16 protein-coding genes are annotated in these 20,977 nt (G+C 43.4%); 7 read left to right on the forward strand and 9 right to left on the reverse strand.

Annotated elements, in window-relative coordinates:
• Positions 1-37: 37 nt before the first annotated feature.
• From ACTXGH_RS01545 to ACTXGH_RS01555, 3 genes are read right to left on the reverse strand one after another with little or no spacing between them, the layout of a single operon-like run.
• Positions 38-793, reverse strand: a complete 756-nt coding sequence (locus ACTXGH_RS01545) for a phosphate/phosphite/phosphonate ABC transporter substrate-binding protein (RefSeq protein ID WP_439295936.1) — start codon at positions 791-793, stop codon at positions 38-40.
• A gap of 3 nt (positions 794-796) precedes the next feature.
• Positions 797-1,291 (reverse strand): PAS domain-containing protein, encoded by a 495-nt coding sequence (locus tag ACTXGH_RS01550; protein ID WP_439261706.1) that lies wholly within the window; start codon positions 1,289-1,291, stop codon positions 797-799.
• A gap of 49 nt (positions 1,292-1,340) precedes the next feature.
• Entirely contained in the window at positions 1,341-1,703 is a 363-nt protein-coding gene (locus ACTXGH_RS01555) for a roadblock/LC7 domain-containing protein (protein ID WP_058369317.1), read from the reverse strand.
• Between the two features lie 674 nt (positions 1,704-2,377).
• On the opposite strand from ACTXGH_RS01555, the gene gdhA reads away from it, so the two are divergent.
• The 5 genes from gdhA to ACTXGH_RS01580 all read left to right on the forward strand — a co-directional run bounded on the left by gdhA (position 2,378) and on the right by ACTXGH_RS01580 (position 10,003).
• Positions 2,378-3,724: an NADP-specific glutamate dehydrogenase gene (gene gdhA, locus ACTXGH_RS01560; RefSeq protein WP_439261705.1), complete on the forward strand. Its 1,347-nt coding sequence runs from the start codon at positions 2,378-2,380 to the stop codon at positions 3,722-3,724.
• 709 nt (positions 3,725-4,433) lie between these two features.
• Positions 4,434-6,206, forward strand: coding sequence for a glycosyltransferase family 2 protein (locus ACTXGH_RS01565; RefSeq protein WP_439295935.1), 1,773 nt, complete (start codon positions 4,434-4,436; stop codon positions 6,204-6,206).
• A 107-nt stretch (positions 6,207-6,313) separates the two neighbouring features.
• On the forward strand, positions 6,314-7,519 hold the full coding sequence (locus ACTXGH_RS01570; protein WP_439295934.1) for a glycosyltransferase: 1,206 nt from the start codon (positions 6,314-6,316) through the stop codon (positions 7,517-7,519).
• Between the two features lie 195 nt (positions 7,520-7,714).
• The gene (locus ACTXGH_RS01575; protein ID WP_439295933.1) at positions 7,715-8,992 is read left to right on the forward strand and encodes a hypothetical protein; all 1,278 of its coding nucleotides are present in this window, start codon (positions 7,715-7,717) and stop codon (positions 8,990-8,992) included.
• Between the two features lie 45 nt (positions 8,993-9,037).
• The gene (locus tag ACTXGH_RS01580; RefSeq protein ID WP_439295932.1) at positions 9,038-10,003 is read left to right on the forward strand and encodes a glycosyltransferase family 2 protein; all 966 of its coding nucleotides are present in this window, start codon (positions 9,038-9,040) and stop codon (positions 10,001-10,003) included.
• Between the two features lie 177 nt (positions 10,004-10,180).
• Here ACTXGH_RS01580 and ACTXGH_RS01585 read toward each other — a convergent pair whose 3' ends face one another.
• Positions 10,181-11,014 (reverse strand): hypothetical protein, encoded by an 834-nt coding sequence (locus ACTXGH_RS01585; protein ID WP_439261700.1) that lies wholly within the window; start codon positions 11,012-11,014, stop codon positions 10,181-10,183.
• Between the two features lie 239 nt (positions 11,015-11,253).
• On the opposite strand from ACTXGH_RS01585, the gene ACTXGH_RS01590 reads away from it, so the two are divergent.
• Positions 11,254-11,871 carry a PepSY domain-containing protein gene (locus tag ACTXGH_RS01590; protein WP_439295931.1) on the forward strand — a complete coding sequence of 206 codons (618 nt, stop codon included), beginning with the start codon at positions 11,254-11,256 and terminating at the stop codon, positions 11,869-11,871.
• Positions 11,872-11,994: 123 nt separating this feature from the next.
• Here ACTXGH_RS01590 and hutI read toward each other — a convergent pair whose 3' ends face one another.
• From hutI to hutU, 5 genes are all read right to left on the reverse strand, one after another.
• On the reverse strand, positions 11,995-13,311 hold the full coding sequence (hutI, locus tag ACTXGH_RS01595; protein WP_439295930.1) for an imidazolonepropionase: 1,317 nt from the start codon (positions 13,309-13,311) through the stop codon (positions 11,995-11,997).
• Between the two features lie 290 nt (positions 13,312-13,601).
• A complete protein-coding gene (locus tag ACTXGH_RS01600) occupies positions 13,602-14,717 on the reverse strand; it encodes a formimidoylglutamase (RefSeq protein WP_439295929.1) in 1,116 nt (371 codons plus the stop codon).
• A gap of 101 nt (positions 14,718-14,818) precedes the next feature.
• Positions 14,819-16,381: a histidine ammonia-lyase gene (gene hutH, locus ACTXGH_RS01605; protein WP_439295928.1), complete on the reverse strand. Its 1,563-nt coding sequence runs from the start codon at positions 16,379-16,381 to the stop codon at positions 14,819-14,821.
• Positions 16,382-16,519: 138 nt separating this feature from the next.
• The gene (locus tag ACTXGH_RS01610; protein WP_439295927.1) at positions 16,520-17,911 is read right to left on the reverse strand and encodes a YjiH family protein; all 1,392 of its coding nucleotides are present in this window, start codon (positions 17,909-17,911) and stop codon (positions 16,520-16,522) included.
• A 67-nt stretch (positions 17,912-17,978) separates the two neighbouring features.
• Positions 17,979-19,712, reverse strand: coding sequence for a urocanate hydratase (hutU, locus tag ACTXGH_RS01615; RefSeq protein WP_439295926.1), 1,734 nt, complete (start codon positions 19,710-19,712; stop codon positions 17,979-17,981).
• A 284-nt stretch (positions 19,713-19,996) separates the two neighbouring features.
• Here hutU and ACTXGH_RS01620 point away from each other — a divergent pair, with 284 nt between their 5' ends.
• Positions 19,997-20,791, forward strand: coding sequence for a UTRA domain-containing protein (locus tag ACTXGH_RS01620; RefSeq protein ID WP_439295925.1), 795 nt, complete (start codon positions 19,997-19,999; stop codon positions 20,789-20,791).
• Positions 20,792-20,977: the final 186 nt, after the last annotated feature.

Below are 20,977 nucleotides of genomic sequence, written 5' to 3' on the forward strand. Positions count from 1 at the left end.
TGTCCTAAATATAAAAAGGAATGTTAGGTTTTGACGCTTAATCGAGCAAGGTTTCCATCAGATCTAACATAAACTCGCCATCTTCTTCACTCATTGCTTCAAATCCTTGTGGCATACCAAGCTCGGTCAGTGCTTCTTTACCACTATCATCTTGATGAAAGGCCAGTAACGCCTGACTCAATGCCTGTGCATCAGCGAAGTCATCTTTAATCAGTAATATATGGCTAATATCTGCTAGATCACTTTCGATCAGCACTGACAGTTGTGCTTTAGTCAAACGTGAGAAGCTGTGAAAGATTTCTGCTAAGAAAAACGCCACTTGAGCGTCACCTTTGATGACCTGCCTTGCTGCCGCTTGATAGTTTTCGGTTACCTCCCAGATAAGATCGGACTCTTCTAAATCTACCGCTTCTAATAAGCGCAGACCGATAAGCTTTACATCACGGTTGTCTGCCATAGCGATAGACGCGCCTTTGGTCAAATCCTCTAAGCGTTTAATATCACTACTGGCGGACGCTGCAATCACCATTTCATCCGACTTACCGATTGGACGCGCAATGGCCCGATAGCCTTTTTCGCGAATCAAAGCAGCAGCATCAAAAGGGTTGGCATAGATAATATGTATGTTACCAGCATTGACCATCTCTTCTTGCTCAACATGAGAGGTGGGCGTATTGAGATGCAAGTGAATGTCAGCACGCTTTTGAATCAAGGTATTAAACATGTGCCAGCCTGCAAAACGATCAGGCGAAAAATCAGGAGCGATTAATAGGTTATAGGTTTTTTCATTCATGGTTTAACCTTCCTCATTCTGTTTCATTTGAGCATATTGCGTGATCGCGGCTTCTATCTTGCGACGCGACGGCTGACGGCGTACAGAGGTATAACCGACGGTCTGTCCGCGGCGTATGTTAGGAACGACCGTTGCATACACCCAATAGTGGCTACCATCTTTGCACAGGTTTTTGACGTAGCCGTGCCATTTTTGTCCTGATTTTACCGTCTGCCATAAGTCTTGGTAGGCGGCACTTGGCATATCAGGGTGGCGCAAGATATAGTGCTGTTGACCGATCAGCTCATCTATCGTATAGCCACTGATTTCGACGAAAGCATCGTTTACATGGGTAAGATGACCATCCAAGTCAGTACGTGAGACGATAAGCTTACCATCAGGGTAGGGACGCTCGATCCCCGAATCATAAATCGTGCGTGAGACACCGTCATGATAGGTTATGCTAACTTCTTTAGCTGGCATGTCAGGCTTTGCAGCATCTAAAAGTGGAGAGCCCATAAGTATTTCCTATATTTACTGTTCTAAATTCTTGGTTATCTAAGTCTGTTTAGATGAGCTTTGCTAGTGCTTCTGATGCACGCTTAATATCCAAAAAAATCAATCCCAGTTTGGCATTTGGCTTGGCCATGATCGTAAGGACTGCTTCATCACCTGATGAAGTGGTGATTACATAGCCTTTTTCACCTTGAATCATAATTCGGTCAATACTGCCCCGAGCCAACTCGCGACCGGCACGATCACCTAGTGATAAAAGCGCAGCCGACATAGCACCAACGCGGTCTTCATCGATGCCTGTCGGTAACGCTGACGCTATCATCAAGCCATCATTTGAGATTAGAGCAGACGCTTCGACATCTGCTGATGAGCTATTAAGGTCTTCTAGTATTTGTTGGAACGTATCTGTACGCATAGATATCTCACAATCCCTTATAGTTAAATGGTCATATGCCATTCGTTGGTAAAGTTAAAAAGGAGTCTTGTACTCGGGTAAACGATGTATTCAGGTAAACGATTATAATACCCTACTAGCAATGTGGATTATTATAAACCCATACTCTTTATATTGATATAGAATTATTAGAATTAAGCCGGTTTTTTTACCTTTTGTTTTGTTTTTGATACCGCTGATACCGTTATCTGTTTTAATATGATATAAGAATCAAAGAGTTATATGGTGACAGGTGGGTTTAAAATTATAGTCATTCATAATTGGTAGCATTTATATTGCAATACGGGATTGACTTTTTTCAGTAGCAAGGTAAATTAAATAAGAGCTATCAAGCAATCTATCGTTCTGACCGCATATGCTGCGCACTATAATTACTGTCTTTGTCATATCTATCCTATCTATGCACAATCAGTATTTTCAAACCGTAGTCTCAAAATAATATGTAGTAGATCTAATCTATCAATGTCATAACGCCTATCGGTTGCTCAACTTATGGGTTATTAAATCCGCTAGCCTTTTATTTACTGTAAAAAAGCCAATCCTGCATCAGTATCTACAATATGATCGTCTTTTAAAGACGACATGGTAGGGATGTAATTCAGCACGACCACACGTTCTATAGTTAAGGAAGATATATGAGTATTAGTCAGGTCATCGAAAAAATCGAATCACGCTACGCCCATCAACCTGAATTTATTCAAGCGGTTAAGGAAGTTGCTCTTACCATTACCCCTTTATATGATGCTCATCCTCAATACGAAAAATTCAAAATATTTGAGCGCCTAGTAGAGCCTGATCGTGTTATCGCTTTTCGTATCAATTGGGAGAACGACAAAGGTGAGGTTCAAGTCAATCGTGGCTGGCGGGTACAGTTTAGTAATGCCTTAGGCCCTTATAAAGGTGGCGTACGGTTCCATCCTACTGTCAACCAATCCGTGTTGAAGTTCTTGGGCTTTGAACAAATTTTCAAAAATGCTTTAACTGGTTTGCCTATGGGCGGCGGTAAAGGTGGTTCGGACTTTGATCCTAAAGGAAAATCAGATAGCGAGATTCGCCGGTTTTGTTATGCCTTTATGCGTGAGCTGCATCACTATGTAAATAAAGACGTTGACGTACCAGCTGGTGATATTGGTGTTGGGGGGCGTGAAGTGAGCTACATGTTTGCAATGTACAAAAATCTGACTCATGAGCATGGCGGCGTGTTGACTGGTAAAGGTGTGGGTTTTGGTGGTAGCTTAATGCGTACAGAAGCCACAGGCTATGGTGCTGTCTACTTCTTAGAAAATATGCTCACAGCGCAAAATGAAGATATTAAAGGTAAAAAGGTATTAATATCAGGCGCGGGCAATGTCTCACTACATGCCGCTGAAAAAGTCTGTATGCTCGGAGGCATCGCAATCACGGTGTCTGACTCAAAGGGCACTTTGTATGATGAAAAAGGCTTTGATCAAGAAAAAATTAATTGGCTAAAAAACCAGAAAGAACAAAGCAAACCGCTAGCTGATTATGTCGATGTCCATGGCGGCGAATGGTTCGAGGGTCAAAAGCCGTGGGGTATCAAAGGAGATATTGCGATACCATCAGCGACTCAAAACGAGGTTGATGAAGATGATGCCAAACTTATGGTCGAAAATGGCGTCAAATATGTTGTTGAAGGCGCTAATATGCCATTGACTGCTAAGGCAGCAGACTACATTTGTCTACATCGCGTACATTATGCGCCAGGAAAAGCCGCCAATGCGGGAGGAGTCGCTGTGTCAGCGCTTGAGATGTCACAGAACTCGGTCCGTCAATATAAGAGTTTTGAGCAAATCGATGAGCGTCTAAAGCTTATTATGAAAGACATCCATGATTGTGCAGCTGACGCATCAGAGAAATATGGTCAGACTGATGATGGCTATATTGATTATATGGCAGGAGCCAATATCGTAGGCTTTAAACGCGTCGCTGATGCCCTTGTGGCGTATGGCATTTTAAACTAATTTATAAGATAAGCTAACTTGAGCTACAAACCAGCTCTGTTTGGTTAAGCGACAGTAAATCTAGATACCGCTACTATGTCTGATAGTTGCGGTATTTTTTTGTACAAAATAAACCCGCCAAGCGGATTCTCTACAGATTAAATGTCGTCACGATATTTTGTAATAACATCAAACGTATGAGATTCAACACGACGTTTACTATCGTTTATAAAAGCTAATAATCAAACAAGACTATCCATACTATAAAGACGATAAATGATTTTATATGGACGCTAAGTAGCTAATAAAGCGAGACTTTTACAATAATTACGTGACGTTACACTACTAGGTTGTTATGTACATTTCATACGTAAACTCTACTATTTATTTCAACTATTATAAAACTTCATACAAGTAAATAGTAAGAATAACTACAAATATTGCTCAGAAAAATTTATATATCAGTAAAAGCTGAGTGTCAATTAAGTACATATATATACAGGCGTTGACCCTCTAACTCGTAAATGCATTACCACAACAATAGAGACCGAAACGTTTCTATTTTTGTCTTAATCTTTTTTAAGTTGATGGGTGAACACAGGAACAAGACATGAGCATTAACAATACAAACTATGCTACAAGAACGCCGTTATCTGTAAGTGAGGAGGTCATCAGACAGAGTGCTATAAAGAAGAATGCTATAGCAAAAGATATAAGAAGGAGAGCTGGTATGAAAAAAATAGCTGCCAATCGCCATACTGGTATAAGGGACGTAGAAGAAAATGCGACTGGTTTAGATTTAACTAAGAATAATATATCAAAAATTGATCGTTCAACTGGTTATAAATTAGATAGCTTTGAGACAGATAGCTTTGAAACACCGATCAATAAACAGGCAAGAGAAGAGCACAGTAATGTTTTTAGAGATAATAATTATAAAGAGACCGTCTTAAATAAGAAAAATAATCGAATATATAAAGGCGCATTAAATAATAACAAACAGAGCAGTACGGATGCTCTAGTACGTTTGAGCTTTCAGCTAATGACTCGTGCTGAGCCGGCGAACATGGTTATTGATACTATTAAGTCGTTATTGGCAATCAAAGCGGACGACGATGAGATCTTAATTGTCGATAACAACAATACCCAAACGTCTTTATATGAGCCTTTGGCACAGTTTTGTGCCAGTCTCGATGCGCATCACAATGTGCATTTTTATCATATCAATGCGGTGGCAGGCTTTAAAGCAGGTGCGCTTAACCTAGCACTGGGTCTTATGGACCCTGAATGTAGTCATGTGGTTGTAGTCGATAGTGACTATCAAGCATTACCGCAGGCGCGTGTATCTATTGCAAAGGCCATTGAGCGTTACCCAGACCATGCGCTATTGCAGTTTCCACAGTTTTATCGTGATGCGGGAAAAGAAGATGTCCATAGCGAATTAAACCATTATTTCAACCATCATTTGTATCGTTCATTTAACCGTCAGCGTGCACTATCGACAGGTACTTATGCCGTTATTCGTCGTCGTGCGCTGCTAGCGATGGGCGGCTGGTCAGGTGCGTCGATTACCGAAGATGCACAGATGGGAGTGCTGATGCATGGTCGCGGTTTGCGTACTCGGTTTATACCTGAAGTCATTGCCACAGGTCTGTTACCGACTACCTTACATGATTTAATGAGTCAGCGTCGTCGTTGGATCTACGGTAATATGCAGGTGCTAAACACTTACTTTTCTACGGTATCAAATTCATCTACACCAAGCTCATCTACAAGTAAGAAACTTAGTGAGCGCCTAGCCTATATGGGTGCACATGTATCACAACTGAGCGCATGGGTGAACTTTACAGGGATATTTATTGTCTTGCAGTTGTTGACGCTACTTATCATTACAGGTGCGCTACTGTTCAGCACCAGTGTCAACATTCATGCTCTGCTTACGCCTCTATATGCAGTGTACGCAAGCTATGCAGTATTTTTGGGTAGGCGCTTATGGGCATATATGCAAGATAATGCTCCGCTGAATCAGCAAACTGACGATGGCGTGGCACCAAGCTTAGGCAGTCGACTTCGAGCTTGGGCGTTACATCTGAATTTCTGGGAGCTTGGTGCTTTGTCATGGTGGCCTGTGCTTTGGGGTCAAAAAAAGCCTTTTATCTGTACACCTAAGCAAGCGCTCGTACGTACACGCATGTCCGTTTATGCGGCTAACCTGATGGCAATGCCTAAAGTGCTACTAATGCTAAATATAACCACAGCTATCATTGTGTCGCCACTTTCATTGCTGTACTCACCGCTATTATTTGGCTGTGCGATAGTGGTTTGTATTTTAAAGATATGGGCGGCCAAAGTCATGCTGGTCAATTATGGTTATGAGAAGCGCTCAGTAACTAATAAAGCTGTAACGGTTAAGAATACCTTCGCTAAAAACCTGTCTCATTCGCGCATAGTCCGTCTTAACGAAAAAAAATCGTTTGAAGATGATAATACTGTAAATTTTTAGCGCCAGCTTATTCACATCTAGCCATTAGACATTGTCAATTTTGATGGTTATGGTTTTGTCTGCTGCTATAGTCGATTTATATCCCCTTAACTTATGTTGGACTCGTTATGCTATCTAGCCCTACTGTCGATATAACAAATATTACTGATGATAGTAATGCAAAAGCAAAGTACGCTTCCGTACTACGTATTGCGGTTATTGCGCATTCTTTATATCCTATTGCACAGCCTTATGCAGGCGGTCTTGAGATGATTACTCAACTGATCTGTGATGAGTTGGTGGCTCAAGGTCATGAGGTATTGCTTTATGCCCATACCGATAGTCAAACGAGGGCGACATTGGTGCCATTTATGACTCGTGATGAGTTTGATAACACGGTTTATCCCAACGAACATGATTCGTTAGGGATGAGCCGCGAAGAGCTATATCAGTATTTGGTTTATCAGCAAGCCATGCGCGATATTATTAGCCGTGATGAACAAGGTATGATCGATGTGGTACATAACCACAGCTTGCACCATATACCGATGACAATGGGTCAAACGTTTGGTGCACGCTTCTTTACCACCTTTCATACACCGATTTTTCCGCAGCTGCGTTTGGCATTATTGACGTTACGCTTAGGGACGCAAACCCAGTTTACGGCGATTAGTGGTCATCAGCAGCAGCTGTTTGATGAATTTGTACCGTCGCATGTAGTCTATAATGGTATCGATGTGCAGTCATTTAATGCCAATACAAACCCAATTGATGACGAAGTATATTTTTGGTACGGGCGCATTTGTGTTGAGAAAGGCACGCATTTGGCAATGGAGTACTGTAAAGCGGCAGGTAAGCGTCTTATTATTGCGGGACCTAAAAGCAATGAGGAATACTTTGAGGAATATGTAGCACCGCTACTAGAAGAAGACAAAAACGATGAGTCTTTATTCGATTACGTCGGTCATCTGAGTAAAGATCAAATCAATGAGCGCTTAAGTCAAGTCACAGCCATGCTATTTACCAGTACGTGGGATGAGCCTTATGGCTTGACACTAGCTGAGAGCTTAGCTTGTGGTACACCCGTGATTGGTTTTGATGTTGGTGCAAGTGCTGAGATTGTCACGCCAAAGACAGGCGTCATCGTACCCAAAATGGATAAAGATGCCTTTATTCAAGCCTTTGATGGTATCAAACACATATCACGCAAGGCATGTCGCGTTCGCGCTGAGCAGTTTTGTTCAGTCGCTGCGATGGTCGATGGTTATCTGCGCTTATATGAGCAAGCAGTAACGGTCGATGATAGCGACAGCATTCAAGAGGCGTTTGTCTAGTTCTTTTTATTCTCTAGTTACTATAGTCGATCCACTATAAAAAAACATAGCGCTACTGGTATAAATTTTCCTTGCGTGCTGCGTACCCAGAGGCTGCGCAAAATTTATACCAGTAGCACGCTGGCATAGCTGTATTCTTTTTATTTAGGATTAACTATATCAGTGACTGCCTTAACCTGTTAGGAACTTTTTATAATGCGTATCGGCTATTATGCTCATCACCATGGCTCGGGGCACTGCCGCCAAGCAGATAAACTGGCCGCCTTGCTACCATCAGAGTTGCGTCAGAAAGTGACGGTGTTTACAAGTTTGCCTAATGACGCTTATCACTTCAGTACGATAACTGATGAGCAAATCGTACGTTTGAGTGCTGAGGATGAGCTGCCAGATGATGTACTACCAGGGCGCGCTGGAAAATACTGGCAGCCAAACAGTTTGCACTATTCGCCAGTGGGTAATGAAAATATTCAAAAGCGCAGTTGGCAGCTGCTTGATGCTATTTATCAGCGCCGGATTGATTTGATGATTGTCGATGTCAGTGTCGAAGTCGCTATGCTGTGCCGTACCGTTAGCGTACCTTATTTGTATGTGAGGCTGGCAGGCGAGCGCGATGACATACCGCATTTAAACGCCTTTGCTGGCGCGCTTGGATTATTAGCTCCTTATCCAAAGATGCTTGAAGCGGCAGCAACGCCAGACTGGGTACGCCAAAAAACACTATATCTTGATTTTTTGCCAAACAAAGCTCAAAGTCTGCCCAGCTTTAGCGAGTTTATAGATAAGCTCATGACGCTCAGCGAAAATGACGCTACTAAACAACAGCTATGCTCGCACTCAAGTGCTGATAAAGCAATCTATGATCATGATAAAGCTAATGCTGAAAATAATCCAAAAACTAATCCAAAAACCAGTGTTAAAACTCATATAGCCACTGTGATTAAAGGTTATGGTGGTCATGAAGCTATTGATGCCAAGCTGCCAGAGCTGCGCCAACTGTTACCAGACACTATAATTGTCTCTCTTGGCCCTATTAATGAAGAAGTAAGACATTGTGTTGATATCGCCGCCCATGTGGATGATGTGACGCCATTTATCGCCTATAGTAATTTGCTGTTGATGGCCTGTGGTCTCAATGGTATCGCGCAAGTCTATGATTACCCAACGCCGCTTGTGGTGCTGCCTGATGTGCGTCCACATCGTGAGCAAGAAGTGATGGCAGAAGCCTTAATTGAGCAAGGGCGTGCTTTAAGTTGGGCACAGTTTATGGCTCAAACTTCCTATATAGACAGTCAGAATGGAACGTCTTTTTTATCAATGAGCGATAAAACCATTAGCAATGAGCAGACTGCTTTGGTCAAAAACCCCACTATGGCGGCGCAAAACTTTATGAATAGCATCGCTGACTATATTTCTGTGAACGCTTGGTTTGCAGAATGGCTATTGCCGCAGTTGGACTTAAAACCTGAGAAATAAGAAGTAACAAAGAAACTTATAATAATAAAAGTAAAGAAGATATTTATGACTACCATACCCCAAGTAGCAAACGCTGCACACAACACCATTCCCGTGAGTGTAATAACGACCTGTTACGGACGCAATCGGCATCTCTACAATCTACTTGGTAGCCTGGCGCAGGGTAGCGTCAAACCAAGCGAGGTTATTATCGTTAATGACGATGCTGAGGCTGAACGTCTGGCAGACTACGATTTAAATATTATTAAGATAGCAACGACTACAGCGACTGAGAAGGGACTGGCAAGTAGCACCTCGTTTGATATTGGTCATAATCGTAATCTTGGCGCTGCGCGTGCCACACATGAGGCCATGATTTTCTTGGATGTGGATTGTATCGTCGCCTATGACTTTATCGAAGGGTTATATGATAAATTGCAAACGTATCCTGATGCGCTACTGATGGGACAGCCACGTTATCTGACACGTCCTTTGACGGATGATGAGGGTAATCAGCTACAACAAGGTAAATTGGCAGTCAACTTTTTAGATGAGCTGTCCGTATTTAACCCTTATCGCGATAACTTTGATTTACAGCATCAGGGTCAATCTATTAAACAGACGCAAGATTATGGCGCATTTTGGAGTCTTTGTTTTGCTATTATGCACAGTCAATTTGAGCGGGTAGGCGGCTTCGATACCGATTATGTTGGCTATGGCGCTGAAGATACGGATTTTGCTTTTATGGCACGCGTGTTAAATATCGATTTTTACTTAGCTGACGATGTGACTTACCATCAACAGCATAGTGTCTATAGACCGCCGCTTAATCATTTAGATAGTATCGTTATCAATGCCAACCGTTTTTATGAAAAATGGCAACATTGGCCGATGGCAGGCTGGCTTGTAGAGTTTGCGCAGCGGCAATTGATTGATTGGCAGGAGGCGCAGACAGTGCCGATTGCTATTAATCGGCAACCCAGTAAAGCGGAGATTAATGCCGCGCATTGTCCAGATGCGCCTTATGTGTAGATATAGAGTCGATACTAAATAAAATAGATATACGGCATTGATACGCTAGACTGGTACAAATTGCTTTTGCGTGCTGTGCCTGCGTAGACAGAAGCTGCAAGAAATTTATCCCAGTCTCGCTACATCAGTTTTAAACTGAATCAACTATAAGTGTTTAATCTTATTAGTAGTGTTCTATTAGTATTGACGAATAATTTCGACATCTTTAGGCGGTGTGGCAAGTTCTTGTCTTTCAAACGCCCAGTTATGACCTTCCCAAAAATGCGCGGTTTTATCATCATTATTAAAACCTAACATCACTATTGATAGCAGCGTCTTAGCTTTCTGTTTTTGCTGAATATGCAGGCGTGCAGATAAAAGTAACCGATATAATAAAAACCCTGAAGTTGGCGCAGATGAATGAATATCAGCAAAGATAGGATAGTCTGCTACTACTTCATGTTGTTCTGACAATACGCGGCAATACTCATCACTGCGTAATAGTTTATCAAGCGCCTCTGAAATCTCTAACACTCGGTCAGCCGTTATGGGGTCATCATGAGGACTTGGGTCATCAGATGGCAATGGGAACTTATAGTCAGTGTTGCCAAACAAAATACCAAGTGGCGCTTGCTTTGCCATATCTAGCATCGCTGTTAAGTTATTACTACGCGGCGGCAGGCCAAAATGTAGCTTACTGTCACCGATTTGTCTAAAAAACAGTAGCTTTGGTAAATCTTTAGCTAGCGGATGATGGACAAAGAAGTCTGCATGAATAAAGTCATTGAATAACACCAGCATATCAGTAGGCTGTAATAGTGCTTCTAAGCTCGCTGTATCTATCGACGGATTGTTAGCTATCAATATGATCCGCTCACTTTGTAATAATGACTCTTGAATCATAAGCGGTAAGCTTGCAAAAGCCAAAGCCGATATCATATTTTCATCGGTAGCAATATTGAAATCAAAGTCACCTATAGAGTGATAAATGTTGTCGTACAATGAGTCTGTTGGCTGGGACGTATGTAGCATAGAAGCTTAAATGACCTAAATAGAAAGAAGAATTAACATTATAAAAAACGGAGAAACATTATAACGTATGTCTATTAAAATAACATCACCTAAGGTTATGATAAATATAGTAAAAAACCGAGTATTAGACAATGTTTTGTAATACATAGATGCTACATTTTGCAACCTTTTTACCTTAGAGTCTTTTTTATATATCCGTACCATAAGAGCAGCTAAATCATAATTAGAAGGATGAATTTATGAAAAAGACATTTAAGAGTTTTAAACTAACGACATTGGGTGCTTGCCTGACTTTGGCATTGACGACAGGGGCATTAAGTACTGCTGTTATTGCGGCAAACCATTCTGATGAAGTAAGTATGGCTCAAGCAACTAAAGTCAGTTTGAAACAGGCCGTTGCTACAGCAAGTAAAGAAGCTGCTGGTTCTTTGGTCAGCGCAGAGCTGGACGATAATGATAGCGATGCCCAAAATGGTAATAGTGTCTACGAATTAGAGTTCAGTACTGATACGACAAGCTACGAGATAAAAGTCGATGCCACGACGGGTAAGATTGTAACGTCTGAAACCGAGCAACTTGATAAAGAGGATATCGACGATTATAAGGTTCAGCAACAAGCCAAGATAAACATGACGGATGCCATTGATATTGCTGAAAAACAAACCAACGGTCATACTCTAGAGATTGAATTTGAGAGTGACGATGATGAGATGGACCATCCAACTTATTATGAAGTTAAGGTGTTAAAAGACAATCAAATATTTGAATTAAACATAGACGCAGAGACGGGTACAGTGTTTGAAAATTCAATTGATGATATAGACGCTACGCCAGATATGACGGCAGTCGAGTTATAACACTTTTAAAGTTTATCTACTGTATTAAATTTTGGTTAACTTCTATCGATAGACAATAAGAAAGCCCCAATCATTCAATGGTTGGGGCTTTCTTTAGTTATGCTAAGTGTCTATATAATTTCGCTATACTGTCTCGCGCCATTTGCCTTGTACCATGATACCTGCAATAGGGTTCAATCCTATTTGATACGCAAGGTCAGCGGGGCGGGCGATGTCCCATAATGCCAAATCAGCATCACAGCCTACTTCTATTTTACCTTTTTTGGCGAGACCTAACGCTTGTGCCGCATGAACAGTTGCCCCTGCCAACACTTCTTCAGTAGTGAGATAAAATAGGGTACAGCCCATGTTCATCGCCAATAACAGCGATGTTAATGGGGAAGTACCGGGGTTGCAATCTGTTGAAACGGCAATTGGAACTTGGTGTTTACGCAATTCTTCAATCGGTGGCAACTTAGTATCACGTAGCGTATAAAAAGCACCCGGCAATAGCACGGCTACCGTGTTGCTTGCGGCCATTTTTTTAATATCTTCTTCTGCTAAGTGCTCAAGATGGTCGCTTGATAATCCTTGGTATTCTGCTACCAAAGCACTAGCACCTATGTTTGAGAGCTGCTCGGAATGCAACTTCACTGGTAAGTCTAATGAACGAGCGACTTCAAAGACGCGCTTAATCTGCTCAGCAGTAAAGGCGATGTTTTCACAGAAGCCATCGACCGCATCGACCAAACCATCGCTATGCAAGATTGGTAACCACTGGCAAACTTGCTCTATATAGTCATCGGCATTGTCTTTGTACTCAGGCGGTAGGGCATGGGCGGCCAAATAAGTGGTGCTGACATGAATATTGTGTTTGTCACCGAGCGCGCGGGCGACTTTCAGCATTTTGCGTTCAGTGTCTAAGTCCAGTCCATAGCCAGATTTGATTTCGACACTGGTCACGCCTTCTTTGATGAGCGCGAGTAGACGTTTTTCACTTTGCGCAAACAATTCTTCCTCATTCGCTGCGCGGGTGGCGCTAACAGTTGAGACAATGCCGCCACCTTGTGCCGCGATATCTTGATAACTGGCACCTTGCAATCGCGCTTCGAACTCATTGCTGCGGTTGCCACCATAAACGATATGAGTATGACAGTCGATGAGTCCAGGCGTTACCCAGTTGCCATCAACATCTTTGATTTGATCGTTTTTATAATGGGTAAGGTGCGGTTTTATTTGCTCATGCGTACCAACCCATGCAATTTTGCCGTCTTTGATACCGATAGCGGCACTTTCTAATTGACCATAAGAGGTGCTTTTTTCTTGGTTTTCGCTATAAATATCAAACCCGTATTGCTCTGAAAAGGTGGCGAGATTGGCATTGATAATGATGTAGTCAAATGATATTAGGGCGGAGTCGTTTATAGGCGTTTGGTCTGTAGAATTTATTGTATTAGTCATGATGTGCTCCTACTTATTAGTATAGATTTAGTGCAGCCATCCATAGTCCGTTCACTTTAAAATAGACATTGTGTCGTTGGTAAAAACGCTTCTTGCTGTGGTGCTGCTGACAGAGGATGTGCAAAATTTACTTCAGTAGCCTTGTATGGTTGGTTTATTTTAAAAATGTTATAGCGTGACTGGTACAAACTTTACTCGCTTGTTGTGCGCAAGCGAGACAAAGGCTTCGCAAAATTCATCCCAGTCACTTGTATAAATATTCATAACACTTTTATTCTGTATCGATTTATTTATACTAAAAGTAAATGCTGCTCGATAATAGTTGCTAAGAGGCGAGCCGCGACTTTACAGCTGCGTCCATCAACATCAAAGGTCGGGTTAATCTCGGCAATGTCAGCCATTTTTACTTTGTTTGATGCCATAATACGTTTGACCGCGCGCTCAACGAAGCTCAGCTCAATACCATAGGCGGCGGGCGCACTGACACCAGGAACGACGCTCGATGGCAAGCAATCCATATCAATGGTTAAATAGACCACATCAACGTCGTTGATAAATTCTTCTATTTGAGCCGCAATTTTTTTCCATTTCTTATTGGTGCAATCTTCGTCACTGATAATGTGTACGCCTAACTGCTCAGCACGGTCGAAGAGCGCGGCTGTGTTGGAAAACCGGCTGACGCCGATACAGCAATAGTGAAATGGCTGACTCTGTTCATCAAGGTGCTCGGCAATCTGGCGAAAGGGCGTACCAGACGTCGCGACATCAGACTGACGAATATCTAGATGCGCATCAAAATTAATCACCCCGATGCTAGGCATTGTGCTCGCATGGCTTTTAACATGGCTTTCGACATTATTTTTGACATCATTTTCGACATTGCTAACGTCATCAATAGACTTATCGGTTTCTGATGACAGTGCCTGCCATAATCCTAAAAAGCTGCCATAAGCGATGGCATGACCACCACCAAGCCCGATAGGTAGCCCGCCTTGCTGGATAATATGACTAATTTTATCGGCATACTTTACTTGAGCTTGCTCCAGAGTACGCTCGGCAAAATCATCATTATCATGACAATGGATATCACCCGCATCACCCAGTAGGGTTGGCAATTGACCATCAAAGCGTTGTTGTAACTCAGCGATGACTGGTAGCGCCGCAAAAGCTTGACGAATCAAAGGCGGCGCAGCTCGTGCACCTACGCGTCCTTGATTACGTCTGACACCTTGGTCACAAGCGAACCCAACCAGTCCAATGCGCTGACCGTTTTGCTGACTGGTGCTATGAAAGGCATAAGGCTGGGCTATTTGATACCAGTAGCGGGCGCGCGCAGACTCAAACGGCTCTGCACGTCCTGTCCACCGACTCATATCAGCTGCAGTATGGCTTACGGCTATTGTCATTGTTGACCTCCTTTCATAATATAAAACCTGACTCTCAATTTAGTATGGCTTACGCCAATAAAGCTAGATGGTTGAGAGTGGGTTTTATATATAAAATTTTGCTATTTAGACTCATACCAATCACTACGCAGTGACTGCCAATATTCGGTGAGCGTACCATCTAATACTATTTGCTTTGCCGCTTCAATATCAGGGGCTAGGTAGCGATCTTTATCATAAAAAGTGACTTGCTCGCGTAGTTTCTGATGCGCTGTCTGTAACGGCTCTGAAGTATCTAGTCCACGATGGAAGTCGATACCTTGACCAGCAGCCAATAGCTCAATGCCGACAATGGTGGCGGTATTTTGCGCCATCTCGTATAGACGGCGTGCGCTATAAGTGGCCATCGATACATGGTCTTCTTGGTTGGCAGAGGTTGGAATGCTATCGACACTGCCAGGATGGGCGATAGACTTGTTCTCTGAGGCTAGCGCCGCTGCGGTCACGTGTGCAATCATAAAGCCTGAGTTTACCCCAGCATTATCAACTAAGAATGGTGGTAAGCCGCCTGATAAGGTTGCATCAATCAATAAAGCCACACGGCGCTCAGACATAGAACCAATCTCAGCAATCGCTAAGGCTAAAATGTCTGCGGCAAAAGCAACTGGCTCGGCATGGAAGTTACCACCTGAGATAGCAACTGGACCATCTTCATTGTTAAAGATAAGTGGGTTATCGGTTACCGCATTCGATTCAATTAATAAGGTTTTTCCTGCTTGGTTGATGATATCAAGGCAAGCACCCATGACTTGTGGCTGGCAGCGTAAGCAATAAGGGTCTTGTACTCTATCGTCCTGTTCGCCATCATGCGATGCGCGGATAGCGCTGCCTTTAATCAGCTGACGATGCGCTTTGGCAATTTCAATTTGACCATGATGACCACGCACTTCATGAATACGTGCGTCAAATGGGGCATCCGAGCCTTTGGCGGCATCAATGGACATGGAGCCGACGATGGTTGCTGTCTCAAGTAAATCTCGCGCTAAGAAATAACCGCGCAATGCCAGTGCGGTGGATACTTGGGTGCCGTTAATCAGGGCAAGACCTTCCTTTGCCGCAAGGGTAATGGGCTCAAGACCATGCTGCGCTAACGCATCAGCAGCAGGTACTTTTTTGCCGCCAACATAGACGTCGCCTTCGCCCATCATCGCCAGCGTCATATGCGATAAAGGTGCTAAGTCACCAGAGGCGCCAACTGAACCTTTGGCAGGAATGTTTGGTGTAATTTGATTATTAATTAAGCCAAGTAAGCTATCGACCACAGCGCGGCGGACGCCAGAGACGCCTTGCGCTAAACTGGCAACTTTCATCACCATAATTAGCCTGACCACGTTGTCTGGTAGCGCCTCACCAGTGCCCACCGAGTGAGAAACGATAAGGTTACGCTGGAGTAGCTCAAGCTGATCATCACTGATGCGGGTTTTTGCTAACAGGCCAAAACCGGTATTGATGCCATAAGCGCTCTTATCACGCGCAATGATGGTACGTACATCTTCGTGTGAGGCATCTATCGCTTCATAAGCACTGTCAGGTAACGTCAATATGACAGGTCGCTCATAAATATCGCGCAACATCTCAAAGCTTAATTGGCGCGGGTGTAGGGTTAGTTTTTTGATATCAGTCATGCGAGTTATCCTAATTTTATGAGCTATATTAATTGTATTTTTTTGTCTATACATTTTAGTTTATGCGTTGTTGTTTATAAACCGTTAAAAGCTATGCTTTCTAAATTTATTTAGCCAATTCGGCTAGTTTTAGTTGGTCTAACTGATCCAGCCTAAATATATCGCTAGATGTCCGAAAGGCGCAGCGATTAGAATGCTAAGCACCACGCGCTCAAACCAGATAATGACCATCTTAGGTACTGACAGCGGAATCTCAGTTGCCAATACACAAGGAATCATCGCTGAAAAGAACAGTACGCTACTAATCGAAACGACGCCTGCCACATAGCGGGTTAAGACCTCAGCTTCCGTTAGCAATAGGGCAGGCAAGAACATCTCAGCCAATCCCGCTGACATGCCTTTAGCAGCAACTAGTGGCTCGGGCATACCGGTTACCCAAGTGAATGGATACAAGAGCAAACCTAATGCATCAAAGACGGGCGTATATTTGGCTAGTAAAAGGCCTGTCAACCCTACTGCGATGATAGAAGGCACAATCGCTGCCGCCATCGTCACCCCATCGCGAAAGTTCGACCACATAATTTGTTTGAGGTCAGTCGCACGGCGTGAGGTAGCTAGTCCTAAATGATAAGCTGCTGCTAAGCGATTGCCTTGTTGGTTGTCCAAATCTGGACGGCTGGCACTATCATCAAAACCCCGGATAGGCGGAATACGGGCAGTAATGGCAGTGACAATAAAGGTAATAATCAGGGTCGACCAAAAGAACAGATTCCAAAACGCCATTAAGCTTAAGGTCTTAGCAACGATGACCATAAAGGCCGCCGATACCGTAGAAAACCCAGTAGCAATAACGACGGCTTCACGGACCGAATATTGCTTTTGCAGAAAGACCCGATTGGTAATAAGTAGCCCAATAGAGTAACTGCCAACAAAGGACGCAACCGCATCAATCGCTGATGAGCCGGGCGTTTTCCAAATCGGCTTCATAATAGGCTGCATGAGTACCCCAAACATCTCCAGCAAGCCAAAACCGAGCAAAAAAGCGAGGATTAATGCGCCAATAGGGACAATCATACCGACTGGTAATGCCAGTTTTTCAAACAAAAACGGCAACATGTCCTTTTCCATGATGATAGCAGGCGCCATATCAGTGATATACATGATGGCGAGTACTAGCCCGATAATCTTAAAGGCGGTTAATACCATATTGGTGATATTTTTACGCCATGAACCATCATAAATGGGCTTGCCAACGCCATAAATCATCAGTAGAAATAGCAAAAACACAGCAAGGGTGTGCTGCTGAGTGACTAGATAAGTTGCCCCATGATCAAATAAAATCGTGCTCTTTTCACCAATAGTGAAGGGCACAAAGAACATCACCAGACCAATAGCACTAAATACGATTAGCTGTATTAGCGCGACAGGTTTGGACAGCAGCTTTTCAAGCGGCGGGCTAGCAGGTGCTGGACTGTCTAGAGGGGTTCTAGGCACGGAGCTGCCTGGGGGCAAAATATCACGTTCAGACATATTATCGTCCTTGATAAAGTGTTGATGATGTCCTTATATCATTTGAGCATATAAGGACAAGGGCAAGCTATTTAATCATCGGTAGATTTAAGCCATAGTCTTTCGCTGTTTTAATCGCCAGCTCATAGCCTGCATCCGCATGACGCATCACCCCTGAGCCGCAATCATTGACCAGTACTCTTGCTAAGCGCTTGGCAGCGGCATCTGTGCCATCAGCGACGATGACCATGCCTGAGTGCTGCGAGTAACCCATACCCACGCCGCCGCCATGATGCAATGACACCCAAGTGGCGCCGCCTGCAACATTGAGCATGCCATTTAATAATGCCCAGTCAGAGACAGCGTCTGAGCCATCTTTCATGCTTTCTGTTTCGCGGTTTGGGCTGGCAACAGAACCAGTATCTAAATGGTCACGGCCGATAACGATAGGGCCTTTTAACTCGCCATTCTTCACCATCTCGTTAAATGCCAAGCCTGCTTTATCACGTTCACCAAGACCTAACCAGCAGATACGCGCTGGCAAGCCTTGAAATTGAATGCGCTCTTTTGCCATGTCTAGCCAGCGATGAATATGGGTATTTTCAGGGAACAGCTCTTTAATTTTTTGATCGGTTTTATAGATATCTTCTGGATCGCCTGATAATGCGACCCAGCGGAATGGCCCTTTACCTTGGCAAAACAGCGGACGAATATAAGCAGGGACAAAACCTGGGAAGTTAAAGGCATTTTTTACCCCTTCATCAAAGGCAACTTGACGAATGTTATTACCATAATCGGTCGTTGGGATATCCATTTCTTGTAGATCTAGCATGGCCTGTACGTGTACTGCACAAGACGCGGCGGCATCTTTGGTTAATGCGGCATGTTGGTCCGGATTTTCTTGTGCTGTTTTCCATTCTTCAACTGTCCAGCCACTTGGTAGATAGCCATTAATCAAGTCATGCGCTGAGGTTTGATCAGTAACCAAGTCAGGTTTTATCTCGCCTGCATTGGCACGCTTGACCATCTCAGGCAAGATGTCTGCAGCATTACCAAGTAGGGCGATTGAGACAGCTTCACCTGCATCCGTATGTTGCTTAATCAGCTCATAAGCATGGTCAAGATTGTCAGCTTGCTTATCGACATAACCAGTACGCAAACGGAAATCAATACTAGACTGCTGGCACTCGATGTTTAGAGAAGTCGCGCCGGCAAAGGTCGCCGCTAATGGCTGTGCGCCGCCCATACCACCAAGACCTGCGGTCAAAATCCAGCGTCCGCTCCAGTCGCCATCATAATGCTGACGACCTGCTTCGACAAAGGTCTCGTAAGTGCCTTGGACGATGCCTTGAGTGCCGATATATATCCAGCTACCGGCGGTCATCTGACCGTACATAAATAGGTCTTTGCGATCTAGCTCATTGAAATGCTCCCACGTTGCCCAGCGCGGGACAAGGTTGGAGTTGGCAATCAATACGCGCGGTGCATTTTCATGAGTTTGAAAGACGCCGACCGGTTTGCCAGATTGCACTAATAAGGTCTCATCGTCTTCTAGTTCTTTGAGTGACGCTAAGATTTGATCATAGCTTTCCCAGTTACGGGCTGCACGTCCGATACCGCCATACACAACCAAGCTTTTTGGGTTTTCGGCCACATCAGGATGTAGGTTGTTTTGAATCATGCGATAAGGCGCTTCGGTCAGCCAGCTTTTGCAATTTAATGTACTGCCAGTCGGTGCAGCAATGTTGCGACTCTCATCACGACGCGTAAATTCATTATTGTTGCTGGTGCCGTTGTTGCTTATTTCATTGTCGGTAGTCATGATCATATCCTTGTGATTATCTATACAGTTTGCTGGTGACATTTTGGTAGTAGCATTATTTGGTATAATGAATAAGTTGTATATACAAATTATCAAAGATTATTTTTTCATGCAAGCATTTTTTTATAAATAGTTAAATTATTTATGAAGTTGCTTTGTTAGATAGGCTGTTCTCATGGTGATTATGATAATGGTCATGATATTATGTCAGCACTTTTATAGCTGCATACCTGTATAGTTGCAGTCGGCGGTTAAAGACGAGCATGACAAAGGTGAAGCGTGACATGACAAAAACAGTTCCAGCATATCAGCGGATTAAAAACGCAATATTGGATAATATCCATTCTGGAAAGTGGCAGGCGGGCGAAGCTATCTCCACCGAAATGGCGTTGGCGGAAGAGTTTGGCGTATCGCGAATGACAGTAAACCGCGCCTTAAAAGAACTAAGTGAGGAGCGGGTGTTAGAACGCAGGCAAGGGTCAGGGACGTTTGTTGCACAGCAGCAGTTCAATCATACCTTTGTAGAAGTGCGTAATATTGCTCAAGACTTAAAATCAGCCAATCGTGACTATCAGGCACAAGTGGTGAGCAAACGCGCTATTACCGCGAGCATGTTAGATGATGAAATGCGCCGTAAATTTGGTATTGATGAAGCAGTCGTGCCCTCTAACTCTAAGGCCACTAATGCAAAGAACGTTGACTCATATAGCATTGATAGCAATACTGATAGCACTGAGGCAGCTGTTTTATATGAAGTAAAAATCATTCACTTTGCGGATGGTCAGCCGATACAGTTCGAAGAGCGCTGGGTTGATGCGACAAAAGTACCAGAATTCATTGAGCAAGACTTTAGCATGGTGAACACCAGCGATTATCTGATTGCCAAAAGCCCGCTTGAGCGCGGTAACTATACCATTCGCGCCTTAGCAGCACCTGATAAGATCGCTGATGCGCTACAAATTGCACCGCAGTCACCAACGTTAGTACTGCGCCGTCAGACTTATTCGGCAGGACGGGTGCTGACCTTTGTAAAGATGTGGCATGCAGGGGATCGTTATCAATTCTCCGGCAAACTTTAACCTTCTTACGTAAGGTCACTGTTTTCGTACGGTCATTCTTGCCAAGTTGTAATAAGATAAGTTATAAATAGCAGACGATTATCAACCATTAACGCTTGGTTCTATTGAATCACGTTTTAATACAAAAAGCTTATTCCAAAAAAATACTATAAAATGGTATTGAAAGACACAAATAATACCCTCAAA

It is taken from the genome of Psychrobacter sp. 1Y10, assembly GCF_052259005.1.
Lineage (GTDB): Bacteria > Pseudomonadota > Gammaproteobacteria > Pseudomonadales > Moraxellaceae > Psychrobacter > Psychrobacter saeujeotis.

Bases quoted from the DNA above. Each gene is read 5' to 3' on its own strand.
- ACTXGH_RS01545 (WP_439295936.1), bottom strand. From the start codon at position 793: ATGAATGAAAAAACCTATAACCTATTAATCGCTCCTGATTTTTCGCCT.
- ACTXGH_RS01550 (WP_439261706.1), bottom strand. From the start codon at position 1,291: ATGGGCTCTCCACTTTTAGATGCTGCAAAGCCTGACATGCCAGCTAAA.
- ACTXGH_RS01555 (WP_058369317.1), bottom strand. From the start codon at position 1,703: ATGCGTACAGATACGTTCCAACAAATACTAGAAGACCTTAATAGCTCA.
- gdhA (WP_439261705.1), top strand. From the start codon at position 2,378: ATGAGTATTAGTCAGGTCATCGAAAAAATCGAATCACGCTACGCCCAT.
- ACTXGH_RS01565 (WP_439295935.1), top strand. From the start codon at position 4,434: ATGAAAAAAATAGCTGCCAATCGCCATACTGGTATAAGGGACGTAGAA.
- ACTXGH_RS01570 (WP_439295934.1), top strand. From the start codon at position 6,314: ATGCTATCTAGCCCTACTGTCGATATAACAAATATTACTGATGATAGT.
- ACTXGH_RS01575 (WP_439295933.1), top strand. From the start codon at position 7,715: ATGCGTATCGGCTATTATGCTCATCACCATGGCTCGGGGCACTGCCGC.
- ACTXGH_RS01580 (WP_439295932.1), top strand. From the start codon at position 9,038: ATGACTACCATACCCCAAGTAGCAAACGCTGCACACAACACCATTCCC.
- ACTXGH_RS01585 (WP_439261700.1), bottom strand. From the start codon at position 11,014: ATGCTACATACGTCCCAGCCAACAGACTCATTGTACGACAACATTTAT.
- ACTXGH_RS01590 (WP_439295931.1), top strand. From the start codon at position 11,254: ATGAAAAAGACATTTAAGAGTTTTAAACTAACGACATTGGGTGCTTGC.
- hutI (WP_439295930.1), bottom strand. From the start codon at position 13,311: ATGACTAATACAATAAATTCTACAGACCAAACGCCTATAAACGACTCC.
- ACTXGH_RS01600 (WP_439295929.1), bottom strand. From the start codon at position 14,717: ATGACAATAGCCGTAAGCCATACTGCAGCTGATATGAGTCGGTGGACA.
- hutH (WP_439295928.1), bottom strand. From the start codon at position 16,381: ATGACTGATATCAAAAAACTAACCCTACACCCGCGCCAATTAAGCTTT.
- ACTXGH_RS01610 (WP_439295927.1), bottom strand. From the start codon at position 17,911: ATGTCTGAACGTGATATTTTGCCCCCAGGCAGCTCCGTGCCTAGAACC.
- hutU (WP_439295926.1), bottom strand. From the start codon at position 19,712: ATGACTACCGACAATGAAATAAGCAACAACGGCACCAGCAACAATAAT.
- ACTXGH_RS01620 (WP_439295925.1), top strand. From the start codon at position 19,997: ATGACAAAAACAGTTCCAGCATATCAGCGGATTAAAAACGCAATATTG.